Here is a 20,678-nt window from a genome sequence, read left to right on the forward strand (position 1 = left end):
CCCTTAAAAACGAACTTTCTAGCAAAATTTCTTGGTTACATTTGACCATCTCAGCGGCCTAGGGTAACGTTCGTTCATCTTTCCAAACGCAGATTTATTATGGCTACTAAGAAACCTGAAAATATGAGCTTTGAAGCAGCAATCGAAGAGCTTGATGGCTTGGTTGATCAACTAGAAAATGGTGATCTAGCTTTAGATGATGCGCTGAAAAAGTTCGAACGAGGCGTCTCCCTCGCTCGTGCCGGTCAAAGCAAACTAAACGATGCTGAACAGCGTGTTAGCATCCTACTGCAAAATGATGAAAACGCAGAACTTAGTGACTTTAACCCACAACCAGAATAACGAATTGTATGAGATCCCCTATGATCGAGACTTTATTGTCTTATCAAGCACGTAATAACGAGCAACTGAACCTTTGGCTTGATCGCCTGCCACACCAAAATCAGAACCTGATCAACGCGATGCGTTATGGGTTACTTTTAGGCGGTAAACGCGCACGTCCATTTCTTGTCTACATTACAGGGGAAATGCTCGGCTGCACCGCTGAAGAACTCGACACTCCAGCATCTGCAATCGAATGTATTCATGCCTATTCTCTGATTCATGACGACCTTCCAGCAATGGACGACGATGAACTGCGTCGTGGCCATCAGACTTGTCACATCAAATACGATGAAGCAACGGCAATTTTAACGGGCGATGCACTACAAACTCTCGCGTTTACTATACTTGCGGAAGGTACATTAAGTGCTGACGGTGAAAGCAATCGCGTTCGAATGATTCAACGCCTAGCTGAAGCCTCTGGTGCACAAGGTATGTGTATTGGACAAGCACTTGATATTGAAGCTGAAAACCGCTCTGTTACGCTAGAAGAGTTAGAAGAAGTTCACCGCAATAAAACGGGCGCGCTAATGAAATGTGCGATTCGTTTAGGTGCTCTCGCTGCTGGTGAAAAAGCGTTTGAAGTGATGCCTCAATTAGACAAGTACGCCGATGCCATAGGATTAGCATTCCAGGTTCAAGATGATATTTTAGATATCACTGGCGATACTGAAACTTTGGGTAAGCCACAGGGTTCTGACCAAGAATTGAACAAAAGCACCTACCCTTCTTTGCTAGGTTTAGAGGGCGCTCAAGAAAAAGCGCAAACTCTGCTACAGGAAGCGCTTCAAGCTTTGGCTGCAATCCCATACAATACCCAGTTACTCGAAGAGTTCGCCCGATACGTCATCGAGCGCAAGAACTAAGACAATAAGCGCGCATTACCTATGACTCTTGATATATCAAAGTACCCAACTCTTGCTTTGGCTGATAAGCCAGAGGATTTGCGTCTACTTCCAAAAGAGACGCTGACACAGCTTTGTGATGAATTACGTACCTATCTTCTTAACTCAGTGAGCCAGTCAAGTGGTCACTTAGCGTCAGGCTTAGGTACAGTAGAGCTGACAGTTGCTCTGCACTATGTGTACAACACGCCTTTTGACCAGTTGGTTTGGGATGTTGGTCACCAAGCATACCCGCACAAAATTCTTACAGGTCGTCGCGACCGCTTGTCGACTATCCGTCAAAAAGATGGACTGCACCCATTCCCATGGCGTCAAGAGAGCGAATACGACACCCTTTCTGTTGGTCACTCTTCAACATCGATCAGTGCTGCACTTGGTATGGCTATCAGTTCGAAGAAAGAAGGCAAGAACCGTAAAGTCGTGAGTGTGATTGGTGATGGCGCGATTACCGCAGGTATGGCATTTGAAGCCATGAACCACGCGGGCGATATTCACAATGACATGCTGGTTATCCTTAACGATAACGAGATGTCGATCTCTGAAAACGTCGGTGCTCTAAACAACCACCTCGCTCAAGTTCTTTCTGGCAGTCTTTACACGTCAATTCGTGAGGGTGGCAAGAAAGTGCTATCAGGCGTTCCGCCAATTAAAGAGCTCGTTCGTCGTACAGAAGAACATTTAAAAGGCATGGTTGTCCCTGGCACCATGTTTGAAGAGTTAGGCTTTAACTACATTGGTCCAATTGATGGTCACGATGTCAATGAGCTGATTAAAACGCTGAAGAACATGAGAGATCTAAAAGGTCCTCAGTTCCTGCATATCATGACGAAGAAAGGTAAAGGCTACGAGCCAGCTGAGAAAGATCCAATTGGCTACCATGGCGTACCGAAATTCGATCCAGCACACTCAAGTCTGCCTAAGAGCACCAGCTCTAAACCAACTTTCTCTAAGATTTTTGGCGACTTCCTGTGTGATATGGCCGCTCAAGATCCTAAGCTAATGGCGATCACGCCTGCAATGCGTGAAGGTTCTGGTATGGTGCGTTTCTCGAAAGAGTATCCAGAACAGTACTTTGATGTAGCAATTGCTGAGCAACACGCTGTGACGCTAGCAACCGGTATGGCGATTGCCGGTGATAAGCCAATTGTGGCTATCTACTCGACTTTCCTACAACGTGGCTACGATCAACTGATCCACGATGTGGCAATCATGGATCTACCGGTTATGTTCGCTATTGACCGTGCAGGTCTCGTCGGTGCCGATGGTCAAACACACCAAGGTGCGTTCGACTTAAGCTTTATGCGTTGTATTCCAAACATGGTGATCATGGCACCAAGCGACGAGAACGAATGTCGCCAAATGCTTTACACCGGTCACCAGCACACGGGTCCAAGTGCCGTTCGTTACCCTCGCGGTAATGGCATGGGTACTGAGATTCAAAGTGAGTTTACCGATCTTGAGATTGGTAAAGGTCGTATCGTTCGCGAAAGCGAAAAAGCAAAAGATGGCTCGAAGGTCGCTATCCTAAGCTTCGGTACTTTCCTTGAGAGTGCACTTCAAGCCGCTGACGTCATCGATGCGACAGTTGCAGATATGCGCTTTGTGAAACCACTCGATGAAGCTCTGATCAAACAACTTGCTGCTGACCACGATGTACTGGTAACTATCGAAGAGAATGCGATTGCAGGTGGTGCGGGCGCAGGTGTGATTGAATTCTTGATGCAAGAGAAACTGCTGATGCCAGTATTGAACCTTGGCCTGCCAGACAAGTTCATTGCTCAAGGTACGCAAGGTGAACTGCACGAAGAGCTTGGTTTGGACGCGCAAGGCATTGAGAAGTCTATCTCTGACTATCTTGCTAAGTAGCCTTAATACGTAAGCTCGTAAGCTCCGCAAACAAAAAAGGTTGGCCCTAGGGTCAACCTTTTTAGTATCTGCTAATTAGTTTGGTGTATCGCCAACTAAACCTTAGCCCTTCAGTTAACTCACACTAACCAACCTGCGAAATGTGCCACGGCATACAACGAAATAGCCGCCATAATACCCGCTACAATATCGTCAATCATGATACCCAAGCCGCCGTGAATTCGCGCATCTAGCCAACCAATCGGCCAAGGTTTTACCATGTCAAAGAAGCGGAAAAGCACAAAACCAGTCAGAAGCCATTTCCAGTCATCGGCAGGGATATTCAGCATAGGCACTAAGCTCATGGTGATCCAAAAGCCCGCAAACTCATCCCAAACGATAGAACCGTGGTCATGCACGCCCATATCATCAGACGTTACTTGGCAGATCTTAATACCAATAATGCAGCTTACCACCACCACGGCAACGTAAGCAGGAAACGGTAGCTGAACCAACAATAGGTACAACGGAATTGACGCAAGCGTGCCCATTGTGCCGGGAATAATAGGCGATAAGCCACTGCCAAAACCCGTTGCTAAGAAATGCCAAGGATTTTTAAGAGAAATAAGAGAAAGTGGGTTTGTCATCAATTAACCTTAAAGTGATCGTAACCAGTTAAGTTCCAGCTTAGTGGTTCACCATTATTGTGTAATTCAAAATATTCTACAGGTCTTATCTGGCCAATGCAGGTGACTTTTGTACCAGTGTGTGACAAAGCACTTTCCAGCGACCCTTTATTCTCTTCTGGTACAGTAAAGCACAGTTCGTACTCTTCACCACTCGTTAGCGCATACTGCTGAGCTGAAGTGATATCAGGAGCGAACTGACGTAACTCTGGAGAGATAGGCAGCGTGCTTACATCAATACTCGCGCCAACTTGAGAACGCTTAAGGATATGTTTTAAATCAGCAATAACGCCATCAGAGATATCAATCGCAGATGAAGCAAGGTTCACTAGAGCCTGACCCGCTAACACTCGTGGGGCGCTCACATAATGTCTCTCTTCAAGCTCAGCAGCATAGGGCTTCGCTCTGTTCTGCTCAGGGTTAAGTAACACTTCTAAGCCAGCTTTGCTGTCACCTAGATTACCTGTTACGTAAATCCAGTCGCCCACTTTCGCGCCATCTCTGCGCAGCGCTCGTCCTTCAGGAACAAAGCCCTGTACCGTCAGTGTCAGGCTTAGTGGACCTTTGGTTGTGTCGCCACCAATTAACTGAATACCAAAGTAGTCTGCGAGTTTAAAAAAGGAGTCACAGAAGGGAGCAAGCCATGCTTCATCGATTTCAGGCATGGTTAAAGCAAAAGACACCCAAGCAGGCGTCGCGCCCATTGCAGCAAGGTCACTGATATTGGAAGCCAACGCTTTGTGTGCCACCCAAGCCGGATTCGCCTCAGCTAAGAAATGGGTACCAACCACTAAGGTGTCCGTGCTGATCGCTATCTCAACATTGCCCGGCGCTTTGACCAAAGCACAATCATCGCCAGCAGCTAGAAGAACGTCTTTACGTTGTGGTTGTCGATTTACAAAATATTTTTCAATCAGGTTAAATTCGCCAGACATCACATGCCCTATCTTTAGTCTCATAAAAATCGCCGTAATCATGGATATTACAGAAATTTAGTTACAAAAAAGGCCAGCATAAAAGCTGACCTTTAGATTCAATATACGAACGTCTTATTTCTTACGAACGTGCGGTGCAGCTTTATCAAGCACACCGTTAACAAACTTATGGCTGTCTTCTGCTGCAAATACTTTTGCAAGCTCGATAGCTTCGTTGATAACCACTTTGTATGGTACATCTTCGCGACGAGTCATCTCGTACATAGCTAAACGTAGAAGCGCTAGTTCCATCAGATCCAGATCTTGCATAGGGCGAGATACGAATGGACGAAGCTTGCTATCAAGTTCCATGTGGCTAAGAGCAACACCAGTTAGTAGGTCGCGGAAGTATGCAACGTCTGTTTCTGGCATAGCAAGAGCAGGCTCTGCAGCATGATGCTCTTCTTCATCGTACTTACCACCAGATAAGAACTGTTCTTCAACGGTAGCAATATTTTCTTTAGTAATTTGCCAAGAATAAATTGCTTGTAGAGCAAATTGACGTGCGTTACGACGTGCGGCTGGTTTCACACTGGCCCCCATTAGGAATCGATTTCAGAAAGAACATTGATCATCTCAAGTGCGCTAAGTGCTGCTTCTGCACCCTTATTACCAGCCTTGGTTCCTGCGCGTTCAATAGCTTGATCGATCGTATCAACAGTAAGAACACCAAACGCTACTGGAAGAGAATATTCCAGAGACACTTGTGCCAAACCTTTATTACATTCACTACAAACATAGTCAAAGTGAGGTGTACCGCCACGAATTACTGTACCAAGAGATACAATCGCATCGAACTTACCTGTTTTTGCAACGCGCTGCGCTACAAGTGGAAGTTCTACTGCACCAGGGCAACGAACAACAGTGATGTTGTCTTCGCTTACTTGTCCATGACGCTTTAAAGTATCGATTGCACCAGAAAGTAAACTTTCGTTAATAAAACTGTTGAAACGAGCAATAACGATAGCAATTTTTGCATTTGGCGCTGGGAAGCCACCCTCGATCACTTTCATAAGCCTTCCTTTAACTATTTTCATCAAGTGAGAATCGCCGGATTCTAGCACAAAACTGTGAGCAATATCTAATGGTAATTTAGAAGAACAGACACCGGCAATGTAAAGATGATAATGCAGCGCTGATCCCAAGCATATAGGAACAGCGAGTAACCAAGTTTGTGTGTTGAACACGTTTTGAGTCGGACTTGGCTACTTTGCTCTTTTGGCAAGATTTATCACCAAAAGAGCCACTGAAATCATCGGTAAATTATGTTGCTACAAACGGAGAAACGTCTGCTTGCTAACGCATGGTTTATTCGCAAACGTACTCAACAACGTTAAGGCCAAAACCACCCAATGCGTGGTAACGCTTAGTGCTTGAAGAAAGCAGACGCATATCGTGCACGCCTAGGTCTTGAAGAATCTGAGAACCGACACCAACACGACGCGAGGTACCCTGCTTCTTCGCCATAGTTGGCTGCTCGTTCTTGTCTTGCGCTTCGAATGTCTTCACTTTGTGAATCAAAGAATCAGACGACTCTTCGTTGCCAAGAATAACCAACACACCGCCTTCGTCGCCAATACGCTTCATCGCTTTATCTAGCGACCAGCTGCGTTCAGTACCACGGTCTGAATGAAGCAGATCGGTGAACGTGTCATGCAGGTGAACACGTACCAAAGGAGCACCTTCAGATAGGTCGCCTTTTTGCATCGCGTAGTGGATCTGGTTATCAATTGTATCGCGGTAAGTCACCAGCTCGAAATCACCAAACTCTGTTGGTAAATGGCATTGTGCTACACGCTCAATCGTTGTTTCTGTGTTGTTGCGGTATTCAATCAAGTCAGCAATCGTACCTAGCTTGATGTCGTGTTTTTCAGCAAACACTTCAAGGTCAGGGCGACGAGCCATAGTACCGTCGTCGTTAAGGATCTCAACGATAACCGATGCTGGCTCGCAGCCTGCAAGACGTGCTAAATCACAACCTGCTTCAGTATGGCCAGCGCGAGTTAATACACCACCTTCTTGAGCTGTCAGTGGGAAGATATGCCCGGGTTGAACAAGGTCAGCGGCTTTCGCATCTTTTGCCACAGCCGCTTTAACGGTAACGGCGCGATCTGATGCAGAAATCCCCGTAGTTACACCCTCAGCAGCTTCAATCGAAACCGTAAAGTTGGTTGTGTATTGAGCATTATTATCTTGAACCATAGGCGCTAGACCCATACGGTTTGAACGCTCTTTGGTCAACGTTAGACAAATTAAGCCACGGCCGTACATCGCCATGAAGTTAATCGCTTCTGGCGTCACATGTTCTGCTGCCATGATCAGATCGCCTTCATTTTCGCGATCTTCATCATCCATCAGGATAACCATTTTTCCTAGGCGAATGTCTTCAATAATTTCTTGAGGAGTACTAATTGGCATTGTTCTATATCCTTTGAAATGGTTCTGCTTCCTAGAACCGACACTATTTAAACCTGATGATATTGCTTCGCTTTACAAAGTCTCGCTTAACGCACTTTGTATCAACGGTTAGGCAAAACCATTCTGCTGTAAGAATTCCATCGTTAATCGAGATTCAGGCTCAGATTCTTGTTGCTGACCTTGCAGTAAACGCTCCATGTAACGTGCTAATACATCAACTTCTAGATTCACTTTACGACCGACATTGAATTGGTCGATGGTGGTTTCTGAAGAAGTATGAGGAACGATAGTCAGCTTGAATGCGTTCTTACGTAAATCGTTCACAGTCAGGCTAATGCCATCAACTGTTACTGAGCCTTTTTGAGCCACGTATTTTGAGATTTCTGCTGGCATTTCTACCCAGAATTCAATCGCACGGCCAACTTGGTTACGTTCAACAATCTCACCCACGCCATCAACGTGACCAGACACTATATGTCCACCGAAACGCGTGGTTGGTAACATTGCTTTCTCAAGGTTAACTTTATCGCCCGCTTGGTAATCGACAAAACCCGTTTTTTTCAGGGTCTCAAGCGAAAGATCTGCACTGTAGCTGTGGTCGTTATATTCAACAACTGTCAAACACACACCATTGGTAGCGATACTGTCGCCTAACTTAACGTCAGCCATATCAAGCTTACCAACATTAACCGTTACGGTGATGTCTTCTCCGCGGGGAGTGATTGCACTCAATGTACCTACGGCTTCTACAATTCCTGTAAACATTTTAAAACTCTTTTTGTTGTCAACGACACGTATGTAGTTGGAGTAACTATTTCCACTGTGGTTTCGTTACTATCTGTTTCGAAATACGGGTTTCGCAACGATGCGAATATCCACACCAACCTGTCGAACATCTTTAATTTCTAGGTCAATAACGTCAGACATTGAAGTGAGCCCTAATGCACCCATCAAACCTCGTCCGTCACTGCCCATAAGTTTAGGTGCTAAATAAAGGATTAGCTCATCCACCAGCTGCTCTTCAATCAAGCTTTTTGCCAATGTTGCGCCCGCTTCGACCCAAATATGGTCGATATGATTGGCAGGTAATTGACGCATCAGATCGTGCAAATCGAGCTGACCTGCATCTGTGGTTGCGACTTCAATATCAGCAGATGCTTCGGCAACTCTCAACACCGATGTTGGAGTCTGGAATAACTTGAGTTCAGGACGCAGTTGGTTTTGACGATCAAGAATCACGCGAATCGGCTGACGCAGCTCGTCTTCAGCGTAATGACCTTTGATACTGCTTGGCAACTCTGCCCAACGAACATTCAACGACGCGTTGTCTTCAATCACCGTCTGGCTAGTTGACAACACAGCGCCTGATTTTGCTCGGTAGTTCTGAACATCACGACGTGCTTCTGGCGATGTGATCCACTGGCTTTGGCCATTTTCCAATGCCGTTTGCCCATCAAGGCTAGCGGCCATCTTTAACTGAACGAATGGCATGCCAGTTTGCATACGCTTGATAAATGCAGGGTTCAAGTCGAGAGCGTCTTGCTCTAGCAAACCGATTTCAACCTCAATACCCGCATCGCGTAGCATTTTGATACCACGACCTGCGACTTTTGGGTTTGGGTCCTGCATGGCACAAATCACTTTGGCTACTTGAGCCTTAATCAAACCTTCAGCACAAGGCGGCGTTCGACCGTAATGAGAACAAGGCTCTAGCGTGACATAAGCCGTCGCACCTTTTGCTTTGTCGCCTGCCATTCGCATGGCATGTACTTCAGCATGAGGTTCGCCAGCTTTGGCATGAAAACCTTCACCAACGATCTGACCGTCGGTTTGTACAATGACACAACCCACATTAGGGTTTGGCGCAGTAGTGTAAATGCCGCGTTTTGCTAACTGAATAGCACGCGACATCATTTGAAAATCTAGGGGAGTAAAGTTTGACATGATTGAGGAGTTAATCCTCTAATTTAGCGATTTCTTCGCCAAACTCTCGGATGTCTTCAAAGCTGCGGTAAACAGAGGCAAAACGAATGTACGCCACTTTATCCAATTCTTTCAATTGGCCCATCACAAGATTACCAATCATCTCGCTTGGTACTTCACGCTCACCAGTTGCACGGAGTTGTGACTTAATCGTACTGATCGCAAGTTCAATCGCATCAGCACTCACTGGGCGTTTTTCTAGGGCGCGCTGTACACCACCCACCATTTTGTCTTCATTAAATGGTTCGCGGTTTCCATTCGACTTTATGACCTTAGGCATCACAAGTTCTGCCGATTCGAACGTAGTAAAACGTTCACTACATGCAAGGCATTGACGGCGACGACGAACCTGATGGCCATCGGCTACCAGTCTTGAATCGATTACTTTAGTGTCGTTCTCTGAACAAAAAGGACAATGCATATCACCTCCAAATAATTGAATATCAGTGTAACGGAATTGCCAAACGTTAGGAAAGAAAAAGGGCCAATTAAGGCCCTTTTGTGTGGTGATTCATTGATTATTGCTACTCGATCGCCATTTCAAAAATGAGCTGAGGAGTAAAATTAACGACCAGCGTTAACCGCGGACTAAATAGTTCGCTTTACCTACCCATTTGTAGCTTGTTAACTCTTCTAAGCCCATTGGGCCGCGAGCATGCAATTTCTGAGTAGACACGGCTACTTCAGCGCCTAAACCAAACTGTGCGCCATCAGTGAAACGTGTTGATGCATTCACATAAACCGCTGCAGAACCAACAGAGTTAATGAAACGCTCTGAGCTCTCTAGGCTATTGGTCATGATCGCATCTGAGTGACTCGCGTTGTGTACACGCATGTGGTCAATCGCTTCTGCCAGATCCGCAACGACTTTCACGCCCAACGTGTAGCTTAGCCATTCAGTGTCAAAGTCGCCTTCAACCGCATCACGTTGGTCTTCAAAACCCGCTAGCAGCGATTTTGCACTGGTATCAGCAACTAAGGTTACCTTGCCGGCTAAACGCTGTTTCAGCTTAATTAGGAAAGCTTCAGCAACCGCTTCATGCACTAGCAATGTATCTAATGAGTTACACGCTGATGGGCGCTGAACTTTAGAGTTTTCGACCACATCGACAGATTTATCAAGATCAGCGCTTTCATCAACGAAGATATGGCTGATACCAAAGCCGCCGATGATAACTGGAATGGTGCTGTTCTCTTTACACATCTTGTGTAAGCCAGCTCCGCCACGAGGAATGATCATATCCACGTAGTCATCCAGTTTAAGCAGTTGAGAAACGAGTTCACGATCAGGCTTCTCGATGTACTGAACAGAAGCGGCTGGAAGCTCCGCTTTCTCTAATGCAGACTGGATAACCTTAACCAGTTCCATGTTCGAGAAAAACGTCTCTTTACCACCACGTAGAATGCTTGCGTTACCTGTTTTAAGACACAGTGCCGCAATATCGATGGTTACGTTCGGACGAGCTTCATAAATAACGCCAACTACACCAAGCGGTACACGACGACGAGACAGTGACATACCGTTTTCTAGTACTTTGCTGTCAATTTCGCTGCCAACTGGGTCATTCAGGCTAATCACGTTACGAACATCGTTAGCGATACCGGTTAAGCGCTCTTCGTTAAGAAGTAGACGATCGAGCAGTGCGTCAGTTAAACCCGCTTCACGACCCAGTTCGATGTCTTTCGCGTTCGCTTCTAAAATCGTTGTTGCGTTTGCTTCTAGCTCATCAGCGATAATCGCCAATGCTTTATTCTTTTGCGCCGTAGATGCGGTCGCTAGGTGGAAAGCAGCGTCTTTTGCTGCGATACCCATGTTAGTTAAATCCACGTTTAACTCTCCCTAAATTCTGTCTGTCTTTGGATGCAAAAAGGTGATTCACCTTATCATCACGAGCTACTCTTGGATTACAACTAGGTCGTCACGGTGAATGACTTCTGACCCATAATCGTATCCAAGGATGTCGCCAATATCTTTACTGTGCTTGCCTGCAATTTTTGCTAGGTCTTGGCTTGAATAACTGGCGATACCACGCGCAATTACTTTGCCTTTGCTGTCTGTGACTTGGGTAACTTCACCACGAGAGAATTCGCCTTTAACTCGAACAACCCCTTTCGCCAACAAGCTGCTGCCTTTGGTGTTGACTGCGTTTACTGCGCCGTCGTCAACCACGATGTCACCTGCTGAAGCAGGGCCCGCTAAAATCCAGCGTTTACGGTTTTCAAGCGCTTCCGCTAAAGGCAAGAAACGTGTGCCTTGTGGGTTATCACTCAGTGAATCAAACACCACATTTTCAGCACTGCCCGCAGCAATAATCACTTCGATGCCTGCGCGACGAGCAATGTCAGCCGCCTGCAGTTTTGTCGCCATGCCGCCAGTACCCAACGTAGTACCGCTGCCACCTGCGATCTTACGCAGCGTGTCATCAATGGTTTTCACTTCTTTGATGAGCTCAGCATTTGGATCTTTACGAGGGTCAGCCGTAAACAGGCCTTTTTGGTCTGTTAGTAGCAAAAGCTTATCAGCACCGCACAAAATACCCACTAAGGCCGACAAGTTATCATTGTCGCCCACTTTAATTTCGTTGGTTGCTACTGCGTCGTTTTCGTTTACTACCGGAATAATATCGTGCTCAACCAGTGCGTTGATCGTGTCACGTGCATTAAGAAAACGCTCGCGATCATCGAGATCAGCACGAGTCAGTAGCATCTGGCCAATCTTAAGGCCATAGATAGCAAACAAAGACTCCCAAACTTGAATCAACTGACTTTGCCCAACTGCCGCAAGCAACTGTTTGCTCGCCATTGAGTTGGGAAGTGCGGGGTAACCAAGGTGCTCACGTCCTGCTGCAATTGCACCAGACGAAACCATAACCACAGAGTGGCCTTGTTTTTTTAATTCAGCACATTGACGAACCAGCTCAACCATATGAGCGCGGTCTAATGCCAATGTTCCACCAGTTAAGACACTGGTACCCAGTTTAACAACGACAGTTTTACGCTGTGTTGTTGTCCCGCTTTGATGATTTGTTGTCATGAAGTCTTTTATGGATAAAACAAATAAGAGGTGATGTTTTAGCAATCAAAAGGGGAATTCACAAGCAGAAAAGGTGCGAAATCGCACCTTTTTACTTTATAGAGAAGAGTAACCTTTAAAATTAGACGAATTCGACAGACTCTTCGTCTAATTGGATACTGATTTCAAACTTACTTTGAAGTTCATCAACCAGTTTTTTGTGGAAGGCTTCTTGAGTTCGAGAGACCTCAGCGACCGCCTTTTTAGGTAACGGCAAAGAATCCCAGTTACCATCGATGTTGTACTTGCCGATATTGTACTTCGCCGAATATCCCTCTTCCGACTTATCCAATTCCAGCCACCAGCCCCAGAACTCGCGTTCTTCTGGTGATTTTTTATCGTTCACACATACAGACAAGCAATCAAAGATATAGTGGCCTTCTTCTGATTGCGGTTCCCTTAAGTAAGGCCCGATCGCCTTTAAAACATTCAACAAGCGGTAATGCGTAGGTTGTTGTGTCACTTCTGACATATTGAATCTCCATTTTCAATGTTAAGAATGACGTTACTCAGACTGTTATACGTAGAAACTACGCATTTGGATTTTATAAATGACCTCTGAGTATCAGGTACTTAGTTTGTACATTTTTCATGCTTAACTAATTTAGGAGAAATGTCATCTAAATAATTCATCCTCAAGCCACTTTATCGCCAATTCGAGGGATTGCTCATAACCTTGTGTAATTGACTTAGCTTTGATTTTCTTCGCTTTTCCGTAATCACTGTAAATAGCAACCAGTTGATTATCCATTGGCGGTGAAACCGGGTCGCCTTCCAGAGCCAATGCCAAGATAGGAACACTGGTTTTACTGTTTGACAGCAAACCTTGTACCTTGAGTGACCACGCCATCAACTGCCCAGAAAGGCTATTGATATCGACCGCCCCTTTACCAAGGCGCGAAGCCAACACATCTAGATGCATTTTAGGCATCTGCTTAAGTTTGTCTGCATGAACAAAGATATCGTGAATTGGCGCGCCTAAAGAAATACACGCTTTAATCTTATGTTGCTCGAGGAAAGATAATCTCACCATCGCATTGCCACCGAAGCGGAAACCAAACAAGCCGACTTTGTGGTGATCGACCCATGGGATGTTAGGCAATTCATTCAGCACTGCTTGGTGAAGACAAGATGAGTCTTCTGTTAACGGCCAATGTGCACTGTGCCCTATTGATGGCATGTCTACCGTTAACATAGCAATGTTCTTAGGTGCTAAATAATCCCTAAACAGGCGCCACATATCGGTTTGCAAGCTATCTAGACCCGCGCTGACAATCACAACCGGTTGTGGTTTATCTGTCTTGGTTAGATGCAAGTTCGCTTTGATCTTCTTGTTTTGGTATGGAATATCAATCTGCTTGACGATCAACTTAGTGTGCTTGATCGCTTCAGAATACGCTGCGTTGGCCAACACTTGAGCCTGAGCTGCCAAGTTGTCGTTCTTGAGGTGTGGGTAACCCGCAATACTGAAGCACAACGATGCGGAAAATAGCTCTTCAGCCATCTCTTCACCATTCTTCTCATTAGAACGATTTTGATGCTGCATACCCAGCTTGGTCCATTCGTATGCCCAGTTACCACTTCGGTAACCCATGACCGTATCAAGCCACTCATCGGTTGTACGAGAGTTATCTGATGACGCGATGCGAGCCAATACCGCTTCCTGCTCTATTGGATTAACGCCTTGCCATACCCACTGAAGACGTCTTAGGTTTCGATACCATGATGAGTTTTGCTGTTCACGTTTCTCATCCAATAGCGCTTCAGAGCTTGGCATGTATTGTGTCAACATTGAGGTCTCTTTCGCTTGCTTGTGCTTTACAAACAAAGTTTCCGAAAGGTTCGAGCTCGTTTCTTCTGGTTCAGACATTGGGATACTTAATAAGAAATGGTTGTCACTAATAATATAAAAAAAAATGACCCTATAAAGGGTCATTTCTCAAAAAACTAAGTTTACGCTTATTTTGACTTGCGATTTACTGGTTCTACGTAGCTTAGGCTAGTATCCCAAGGTTGCTCAATCCATGTGTCTTGAGCGATATCAACAATGTACTCGTCTAGCAAATCAGCGCCAGATGGTTTTGCACATACAGCGATCAGTTTCGCTTTAGGGTACATTTCGCGAAGCTTACGTGCAGTGTCACCACTATCAACCAAGTCTTCAACGATTAGGAAGCCTTCGCCGTCACCTTCAGGTGCTTTAACTACTGTCATATCACGTTGGTGATCGTGGTCGTAGCTAGAAATACAAATCGTATCTACGTGACGAATACCTAGCTCACGAGCCAAGATTGCACCAGGAACCAAACCACCACGGCTTACTGCCCAGATGCCTTTCCACTGCTCTGCTGGCATTTGCTTTTCAGCAAGTTGACGGCAGTAAGTCTGCATGTTGTCCCAAGTGATAACGAATTTGTTGCTCATAGTATAAAACCTAATAATTTTGTCATGTTATTAGAGGCTATTTCAAACATAGCCTCTTCAGCGATTAAGCAGAAATCTAGACGATTAAGCGAAAATGTATTTAAGAATAAAGATAGCCGACATTACCCACACAGCAGGTGAAACGTCGCGACCTTTACCACTTAGCAGCTTAATTGCAGCGTAAGCGATGAAACCTAGTGAGATACCCTCAGCGATAGAGTACGTCAGCGGCATAAGCAGACATGTTACCACGACTGGTGCTGCTTCCGTAAGATCACGCCAATCAATGCCAACTAGGCCAGACATCATCAGAATTGCTACATAGAAAAGTGCACCTGATGTTGCGTAAGCCGGAATCATACCTGCAAGTGGCGAGAAGAAAAGAGCCAGTAGGAATAAGATACCAACAACAACAGCCGTTAGACCGGTACGGCCGCCTTCAGCAACACCCGCAACACTCTCAACATAAGAAGTAGTATTTGATGTACCTAGCAGTGCACCAATAGATGTTGCTGTAGAGTCAGCAAGCAGTGCTTTGTTCAAGCGAGGTAGTTTGCCGTCTTCTTTGATTAGGTTTGCTTTCGTTGCAACACCAACCAGAGTACCCGCTGTATCGAACAAATCGACGAACAAGAACGCGAATACCACTGAAATCATACCGATTTCAAATACAGCAGAGAAATCAAGCTGCATGAATGTAGGAGCAAGGCTTGGTGGTGTAGACATGATGCCGCCGTATTGAACGTCACCAATAACAATGCCAAGAGCTGTGATAGCTAGAATCGCAATCATTACTGCCCCTTTCACGCCACGGTGAACAAGAGCAATCGTTAGGAAGAAACCAAGTGAGCCTAGGATAGGAGCAATCGCGGTAATGTCGCCCAGTGAGACTTTAGTTGCTGGGTTAGAAACAACGATGCCTGCATTGCTAAGCGCAATAAACGCTAGGAAAAGACCGATACCTGCAGAGATACCAACACGCAGAGACATAGGGATCGAGTTGATAATCCATTCACGGATCTTAAAGATGCTTAAGAAGATGAAGATTACGCCTGATACGAAAACCGCTGCCAGAGCAACTTGCCACGTATAACCCATACCCATTACAACAGCGTAGGTAAAGAATGCGTTCAAACCCATGCCTGGAGCTTGAGCAATTGGGTAGTTAGCAACAAAGCCCATGATGAAACAGCCAATAGCAGCCGCTAAACAGGTTGCTACAAATACAGCGCCATGGTCCATACCAGCATCAGCTAGAATCATTGGGTTTACAAAAATGATGTAAGCCATTGTTAGGAAGGTTGTTAGACCTGCGATGATTTCAGTGCGCACATTGGTGCCATTTTCACTGAGTTTGAATAGCTTTTCGAACATTATCGAATCCTATAAGGGTAAAAAGTAAACGGTTGCGTAATCGATTGGCTGTGGATTATAAAGTTATCAAATAACAAATTCCAGATAGAATTAAGGCTCTAATCGATATTTATCAGAATGCCGTATGAAACAAAGCGATTAAAAATGAAGATATCATCGATAAATAACCATTAAAAACAAACAATTAACAACAATAGACTCACTAAAACTAGTTGGTTGTTTTTTCTACCATCGGTTATTTTCATTGATAATCTAGCCAGTAAATTCTGAATTCAAACTCACAATAGTTATGTATTTTTCAACAGGATCAGTAATAAGGCGCAAATTGATATTTCGGCGTTTAAAAAACAACCACGCAGAACAGCAAGGAAAGTGACAAGCGAAAGCGGTTTGGAAAAGTAGCAGGCAAAAAAAACGCCACTCAAAACTGAGTGGCGGTAGAATCTGTCAACCAAAAGGGCTGTAAAAGAATTCCAATATATAGGGGTGAACAAAACTGTTCGAGTTACATGCTTACGGTATTAGTAACCAAAGCTTGTAGGGTATGCAAAGTTGCTAGTGTAAACAGAGCTGTTAATCCAGAACATTGCAGATGGTAAACCTTTCATAACTATCACCTTAATAAATCAATAAAAAACGAATTTGATTTCTCGGTTCCTTGGAGGCGATAAAACGGACTCATCCTTTGAGCATTTACTCTTCATCTCAGAAGTTGGTTATTAATATACCCTAAAGAAAAAAGATTACAAGTATTTTTTGCTATACGTCACATTTTTGGCCATTTACGGTTATTTTGCAAACTTATCTTGTAATAAAATTACAAAATAGAATTAAACAAACGTTTGCCTGCTCCATTTATAAGCATCAAGGCGCTTAGCTGTGATCAGATGGACAAGATCGCTTTCAAAATTTGAGCTATTTGAGGTTTAGAACCGCTACTCGTCAAAACGCTCAAGTGGTATGCTGTTGCCATCAAAACAGACCCATATTTTAGATTTTTGTTCTAGGTTTTTCCCCATGCAAAACCTAAATATATGGTTATTAAATAAAAAAGGAGTCATCCGTGTCTGAATTCCATTCTGAGATCAGTAAATTATCCCCTGCCCCTATCTGGCAGTTCTTCGATAAGATTTGCTCAATCCCACACCCTTCTAAGCATGAAGAAGAGCTTGCTCAATACATTATTGCTTGGGCAACAGAGCAAGGCCTAGATGTACGTCGTGACCCAACGGGTAACGTATTCATCAAAAAGCCAGCAACGGCGGGTATGGAAAACAAAAAAGGTGTAGTGCTACAAGCTCACATCGATATGGTTCCACAAAAGAACGAAGACACAGTTCATGACTTTGCTAAAGATCCAATTCAACCATACATTGATGGTGAGTGGGTTACAGCTAAAGGCACAACGCTTGGCGCTGATAACGGCATGGGCATGGCTTCTTGCCTAGCGGTTCTTGCTTCAAACGAAATCCAGCACGGCCCTATCGAAGTTCTACTAACAGTAGATGAAGAAGCAGGCATGACTGGTGCTTTCGGTCTTGAAGCGGGTTGGTTAGAAGGCGATATCCTTCTTAACACCGATTCAGAGCAAGAAGGCGAAGTGTACATGGGTTGTGCTGGCGGTATCGACGGCGCAATGACATTTGAAATTGCTCGTAATGCGATTCCAGCTGACTTCGTAACACGTAAGCTAACGCTAAAAGGCCTAAAAGGCGGTCACTCTGGTTGTGACATCCACACAGGTCGTGCAAACGCAAACAAACTGCTTGCTCGCTTCCTAGCGGGTCACGCAAAAGAGCTAGACCTTCGCATCGTCGAATTCAAAGGTGGTAGCCTTCGTAACGCGATCCCTCGTGAAGGTTTCGTAACGGTTGCTGTTCCTGCGGCAAACCAAGAAAAACTGGCTTCACTATACAACTACTACACTGAGCTGCTTTCAACAGAGCTAGGTAAAGTAGAAGACAGCATCGTGACTTTCAATGAAGAAGCTTCTGTAGAAATGGGCGCACTTGCGTCAGCAGACCAAGCTCGCTTTATCGCGGCACTTAACGCATGTCCAAACGGCGTGATTCGTATGAGTGACGAGATTGAAGGTGTTGTGGAAACGTCTCTAAACGTAGGTGTTATCACAACAGAAGAGAACTCAATCACAGTACTTTGCCTGATCCGCTCTCTTATCGATTCAGGTCGTAGCCAAGTAGAAAGCATGCTTCACTCTGTTGCTGAACTAGCAGGCGCTAACATCGCGTTCTCTGGTGCTTACCCAGGTTGGAAACCAGACGCAGATTCAGAAATCATGCATATCTTCCGTGACATGTACGAAGGTATCTACGGTCACAAGCCAAACATCATGGTTATCCATGCTGGTCTTGAGTGTGGTCTATTCAAAGAACCTTACCCGAACATGGATATGGTTTCTTTCGGCCCAACCATCAAGTTTCCGCACTCTCCTGATGAGAAAGTGAAGATCGACACCGTTGAGCTATTCTGGAACCAAATGGTTGCATTGCTTGAAGCGATCCCAAAAAAAGCTTAATTCGATAAGCTATGTTTGTTCAGTAAATGGTGTTTTACAGTAAACACCGTTTATCTGAGACAAAATAAAACAGGTACTCAATGAGTACCTGTTTTTGTATCTAATCTTTGTAGCTACTACTTGTGACTAAATAAACAATTAAGCGCGTGAAGCCGCGTAGCTTTCTAGCTCATCAATTGAAGTTTGTGCCACAACTTCGCCATCGATGAAGTACGTCACCATCTCGCCATCACGAACACCGATTAACGTCGCACGCTCACCAGACTGGTAAGTAATGTCCATTTGGATCGTGTTTTCATCAATCTGCTGCATTTGACCTTTTTCGATCACATCTGCACTCGTGATAGGACCCACTGGCGCTTCCGTTAGAGACGGATCAAGTTGGTGGTTGATGTCTAGGTAAGTATCAGTCTTAGTATCAAAGATGTGCGGAGCACCTGTTAGTGGGTTGCTACCAGTCCAGAACTCTAGTGAGTTGAATACTAGGTAATCGGCAGCAACTGTTAGACCGTATGCAGGTGCAAGTAGCATGTTCAAACCACCACGAGCGTAACGGTTATCAACAGCCTTGATGTTGAACTTCATTAGGTAACCCGTTACTGCGTTGCTACCAACACAGCCAGATAAAGCAACAGATACCACCGCTAGTGCTACAACTTTTGAAATTGTTTTTTTCATTTTGATCTCGATATTTGAATTTGGCCGCCAAAAAATGGCGGTGGATAATACCAACCAACCGAACAATAAATATCAGCGTTAAATCAATGTATTGTCAGGAAATTCACAATTCTATCCCCCTTCTAACTAGCTAAATCAAAAACAGAAACCAATTAAGAAACCCCTCCATAAAAAAGTTTTGTCGTCACCGTAAGGCGATTGATTCGTACTAAAAATCAACGATTGATACATTCCGTGTTAACGAATTATCACCATGTTGAGAACAACCTAAATGGCAAGACTAAAACCTAATCAACCATTCGAATTACTTGGTTATACTGTTCAGCCAGGACAGCGAATGGAGATTGAACTGCAAGCGGCTCAGCTTTACACGCATTCTCCACTTTCGATCCCGATTGAAATTATTCACGGTCGCCAAGCAGGCCCAACACTGATGGTAAATGCGGCTATCCACGGCGATGAGCTAAACGGTGTTGAGATTGCACGACAACTGACCAATGCGATTGATCCAAAGAAACTGAAAGGGACATTAATTGTTGTGCCTATCGTTAACGTATTTGGCTTTATCCATAAATCTCGTTACCTACCAGACCGTCGTGACCTAAACCGTTGCTTCCCTGGCAGTGAGAAAGGATCGTTAACATCACGTATCGCTTACACTTTCTTCGAGAACGTGGCAAAGCACTGTGATTACATTCTGGATCTACACACGGGCGCGATTCACCGTACCAATCTGCCACAGATTCGTGCAAACCTATCGAACCCTGAGACACTGCGCATCGCAAAAGCGTTCGCAACACCCGTGATTATTGATTCTCCACTGCGCGACGGTTCACTGCGTAGCGAAGCGGAAAAACTGGGTATTCCTGTATTAACTTACGAAGGTGGTGAAGCGCTGCGCTTTGATCACCTCGCGATTCGTGCGGGTTACCTTGGCGTGCATCAAGTGATGAAAGAAATCGGCATGCTGCGCCCTAACCGTAAGAAGTTACCAGAGCCAGTATTGAGTAAATCCACCAGCTGGATCCGCGCTGAATCAGACGGTATTTTGCGTAACATGGTAAGACTTGGCGAACAGGTTGAAGCAGGACAAACCCTTGCTTACATCAGCTCTCCATTGGGTCACCAAGAAGGCCAAGTGATCACAACCAAAGGCGGTATCGTGATTGGTCAGCAAACTCTGCCTTTGGTCAACGAAGGTGATGCTGTGTTCCACATCGCTTACTTCAAGCAAGACGATGAAGAAGTAGGACAATCAGTAGAAAGCTACATTGAAGAAGTGGCAGAAGACGATTGGCTAACTGCACTGAATAACTGATCAGACAATGCTTAACAGTTTAAGAGCTCGACGTTAAAAGCGAGAAGCCAAACCGAGCTCTTAAACACAATAAAACAGAACTC

The 20,678-nt window shown here is 45.0% G+C and carries 20 protein-coding genes; 5 read left to right on the top strand and 15 right to left on the bottom strand.

The genetic code is table 11. From position 1 onward, the window contains the following. Positions 1-99: 99 nt before the first annotated feature. From xseB to dxs, 3 genes are read left to right on the top strand one after another with little or no spacing between them, the layout of a single operon-like run. Positions 100-342, top strand: coding sequence for an exodeoxyribonuclease VII small subunit (gene xseB, locus AB4503_RS02955; protein WP_372113573.1), 243 nt, complete (start codon positions 100-102; stop codon positions 340-342). 20 nt (positions 343-362) lie between these two features. Then, the gene (gene ispA, locus AB4503_RS02960; protein ID WP_048612246.1) at positions 363-1,247 is read left to right on the top strand and encodes a (2E,6E)-farnesyl diphosphate synthase; all 885 of its coding nucleotides are present in this window, start codon (positions 363-365) and stop codon (positions 1,245-1,247) included. A 21-nt stretch (positions 1,248-1,268) separates the two neighbouring features. Further along, positions 1,269-3,152, top strand: coding sequence for a 1-deoxy-D-xylulose-5-phosphate synthase (gene dxs, locus AB4503_RS02965; RefSeq protein ID WP_372113575.1), 1,884 nt, complete (start codon positions 1,269-1,271; stop codon positions 3,150-3,152). A 119-nt stretch (positions 3,153-3,271) separates the two neighbouring features. Here dxs and pgpA read toward each other — a convergent pair whose 3' ends face one another. The 14 genes from pgpA to AB4503_RS03035 all read right to left on the bottom strand — a co-directional run bounded on the left by pgpA (position 3,272) and on the right by AB4503_RS03035 (position 16,063). Then, positions 3,272-3,778 carry a phosphatidylglycerophosphatase A gene (pgpA, locus tag AB4503_RS02970; RefSeq protein ID WP_017060782.1) on the bottom strand — a complete coding sequence of 169 codons (507 nt, stop codon included), beginning with the start codon at positions 3,776-3,778 and terminating at the stop codon, positions 3,272-3,274. Next, positions 3,778-4,752 carry a thiamine-phosphate kinase gene (gene thiL, locus AB4503_RS02975; protein ID WP_372113614.1) on the bottom strand — a complete coding sequence of 325 codons (975 nt, stop codon included), beginning with the start codon at positions 4,750-4,752 and terminating at the stop codon, positions 3,778-3,780. The genes pgpA and thiL overlap by 1 nt, the downstream gene beginning before the upstream one ends. 114 nt (positions 4,753-4,866) lie before the next feature. After that, the gene (nusB, locus tag AB4503_RS02980; RefSeq protein ID WP_004734399.1) at positions 4,867-5,334 is read right to left on the bottom strand and encodes a transcription antitermination factor NusB; all 468 of its coding nucleotides are present in this window, start codon (positions 5,332-5,334) and stop codon (positions 4,867-4,869) included. Next, positions 5,334-5,804 carry a 6,7-dimethyl-8-ribityllumazine synthase gene (gene ribE, locus AB4503_RS02985; protein WP_004741508.1) on the bottom strand — a complete coding sequence of 157 codons (471 nt, stop codon included), beginning with the start codon at positions 5,802-5,804 and terminating at the stop codon, positions 5,334-5,336. Before ribE ends, nusB begins: the two co-directional genes overlap by 1 nt. Before the next feature lie 295 nt (positions 5,805-6,099). After that, complete coding sequence (gene ribBA, locus AB4503_RS02990; protein WP_372113577.1) at positions 6,100-7,209, bottom strand: bifunctional 3,4-dihydroxy-2-butanone-4-phosphate synthase/GTP cyclohydrolase II; 1,110 nt, start codon at positions 7,207-7,209, stop codon at positions 6,100-6,102. 108 nt (positions 7,210-7,317) lie between these two features. Beyond that, entirely contained in the window at positions 7,318-7,974 is a 657-nt protein-coding gene (locus AB4503_RS02995; protein ID WP_010436361.1) for a riboflavin synthase, read from the bottom strand. A 69-nt stretch (positions 7,975-8,043) separates the two neighbouring features. Next, entirely contained in the window at positions 8,044-9,123 is a 1,080-nt protein-coding gene (gene ribD, locus AB4503_RS03000) for a bifunctional diaminohydroxyphosphoribosylaminopyrimidine deaminase/5-amino-6-(5-phosphoribosylamino)uracil reductase RibD (protein ID WP_017060785.1), read from the bottom strand. Positions 9,124-9,163: 40 nt separating this feature from the next. Continuing rightward, the gene (nrdR, locus tag AB4503_RS03005; protein WP_004734394.1) at positions 9,164-9,613 is read right to left on the bottom strand and encodes a transcriptional regulator NrdR; all 450 of its coding nucleotides are present in this window, start codon (positions 9,611-9,613) and stop codon (positions 9,164-9,166) included. 156 nt (positions 9,614-9,769) lie between these two features. Next, entirely contained in the window at positions 9,770-11,020 is a 1,251-nt protein-coding gene (locus AB4503_RS03010) for a glutamate-5-semialdehyde dehydrogenase (protein ID WP_372113579.1), read from the bottom strand. Between the two features lie 66 nt (positions 11,021-11,086). Further along, positions 11,087-12,271: a glutamate 5-kinase gene (gene proB, locus AB4503_RS03015; RefSeq protein WP_012604650.1), complete on the bottom strand. Its 1,185-nt coding sequence runs from the start codon at positions 12,269-12,271 to the stop codon at positions 11,087-11,089. A 76-nt stretch (positions 12,272-12,347) separates the two neighbouring features. Further along, positions 12,348-12,737: a sigma factor-binding protein Crl gene (crl, locus tag AB4503_RS03020; protein ID WP_017060787.1), complete on the bottom strand. Its 390-nt coding sequence runs from the start codon at positions 12,735-12,737 to the stop codon at positions 12,348-12,350. Between the two features lie 144 nt (positions 12,738-12,881). Continuing rightward, a complete protein-coding gene (frsA, locus tag AB4503_RS03025) occupies positions 12,882-14,135 on the bottom strand; it encodes an esterase FrsA (RefSeq protein WP_017060788.1) in 1,254 nt (417 codons plus the stop codon). A gap of 89 nt (positions 14,136-14,224) precedes the next feature. Beyond that, complete coding sequence (tet(34), locus tag AB4503_RS03030; protein ID WP_009847475.1) at positions 14,225-14,689, bottom strand: oxytetracycline resistance phosphoribosyltransferase domain-containing protein Tet(34); 465 nt, start codon at positions 14,687-14,689, stop codon at positions 14,225-14,227. An 84-nt stretch (positions 14,690-14,773) separates the two neighbouring features. Next, positions 14,774-16,063 (bottom strand): NCS2 family permease, encoded by a 1,290-nt coding sequence (locus tag AB4503_RS03035; protein WP_017060789.1) that lies wholly within the window; start codon positions 16,061-16,063, stop codon positions 14,774-14,776. A gap of 1,063 nt (positions 16,064-17,126) precedes the next feature. Between AB4503_RS03035 and AB4503_RS03040 the strand changes: the two genes are divergently transcribed. Then, entirely contained in the window at positions 17,127-18,599 is a 1,473-nt protein-coding gene (locus AB4503_RS03040; RefSeq protein WP_372113581.1) for an aminoacyl-histidine dipeptidase, read from the top strand. A 138-nt stretch (positions 18,600-18,737) separates the two neighbouring features. Here the strand turns inward: AB4503_RS03040 and AB4503_RS03045 are convergent, their stop codons facing one another. After that, complete coding sequence (locus tag AB4503_RS03045) at positions 18,738-19,277, bottom strand: DUF3332 family protein (protein ID WP_048605541.1); 540 nt, start codon at positions 19,275-19,277, stop codon at positions 18,738-18,740. A gap of 271 nt (positions 19,278-19,548) precedes the next feature. Here AB4503_RS03045 and AB4503_RS03050 point away from each other — a divergent pair, with 271 nt between their 5' ends. Then, positions 19,549-20,595: a succinylglutamate desuccinylase/aspartoacylase family protein gene (locus AB4503_RS03050; protein ID WP_017060792.1), complete on the top strand. Its 1,047-nt coding sequence runs from the start codon at positions 19,549-19,551 to the stop codon at positions 20,593-20,595. The last annotated feature ends 83 nt before the right edge of the window (positions 20,596-20,678 follow it).

Source organism: Vibrio sp. 10N.222.55.B11 (genome assembly GCF_041473705.1).
Classification (GTDB): Bacteria; Pseudomonadota; Gammaproteobacteria; order Enterobacterales; family Vibrionaceae; genus Vibrio; species Vibrio crassostreae_C.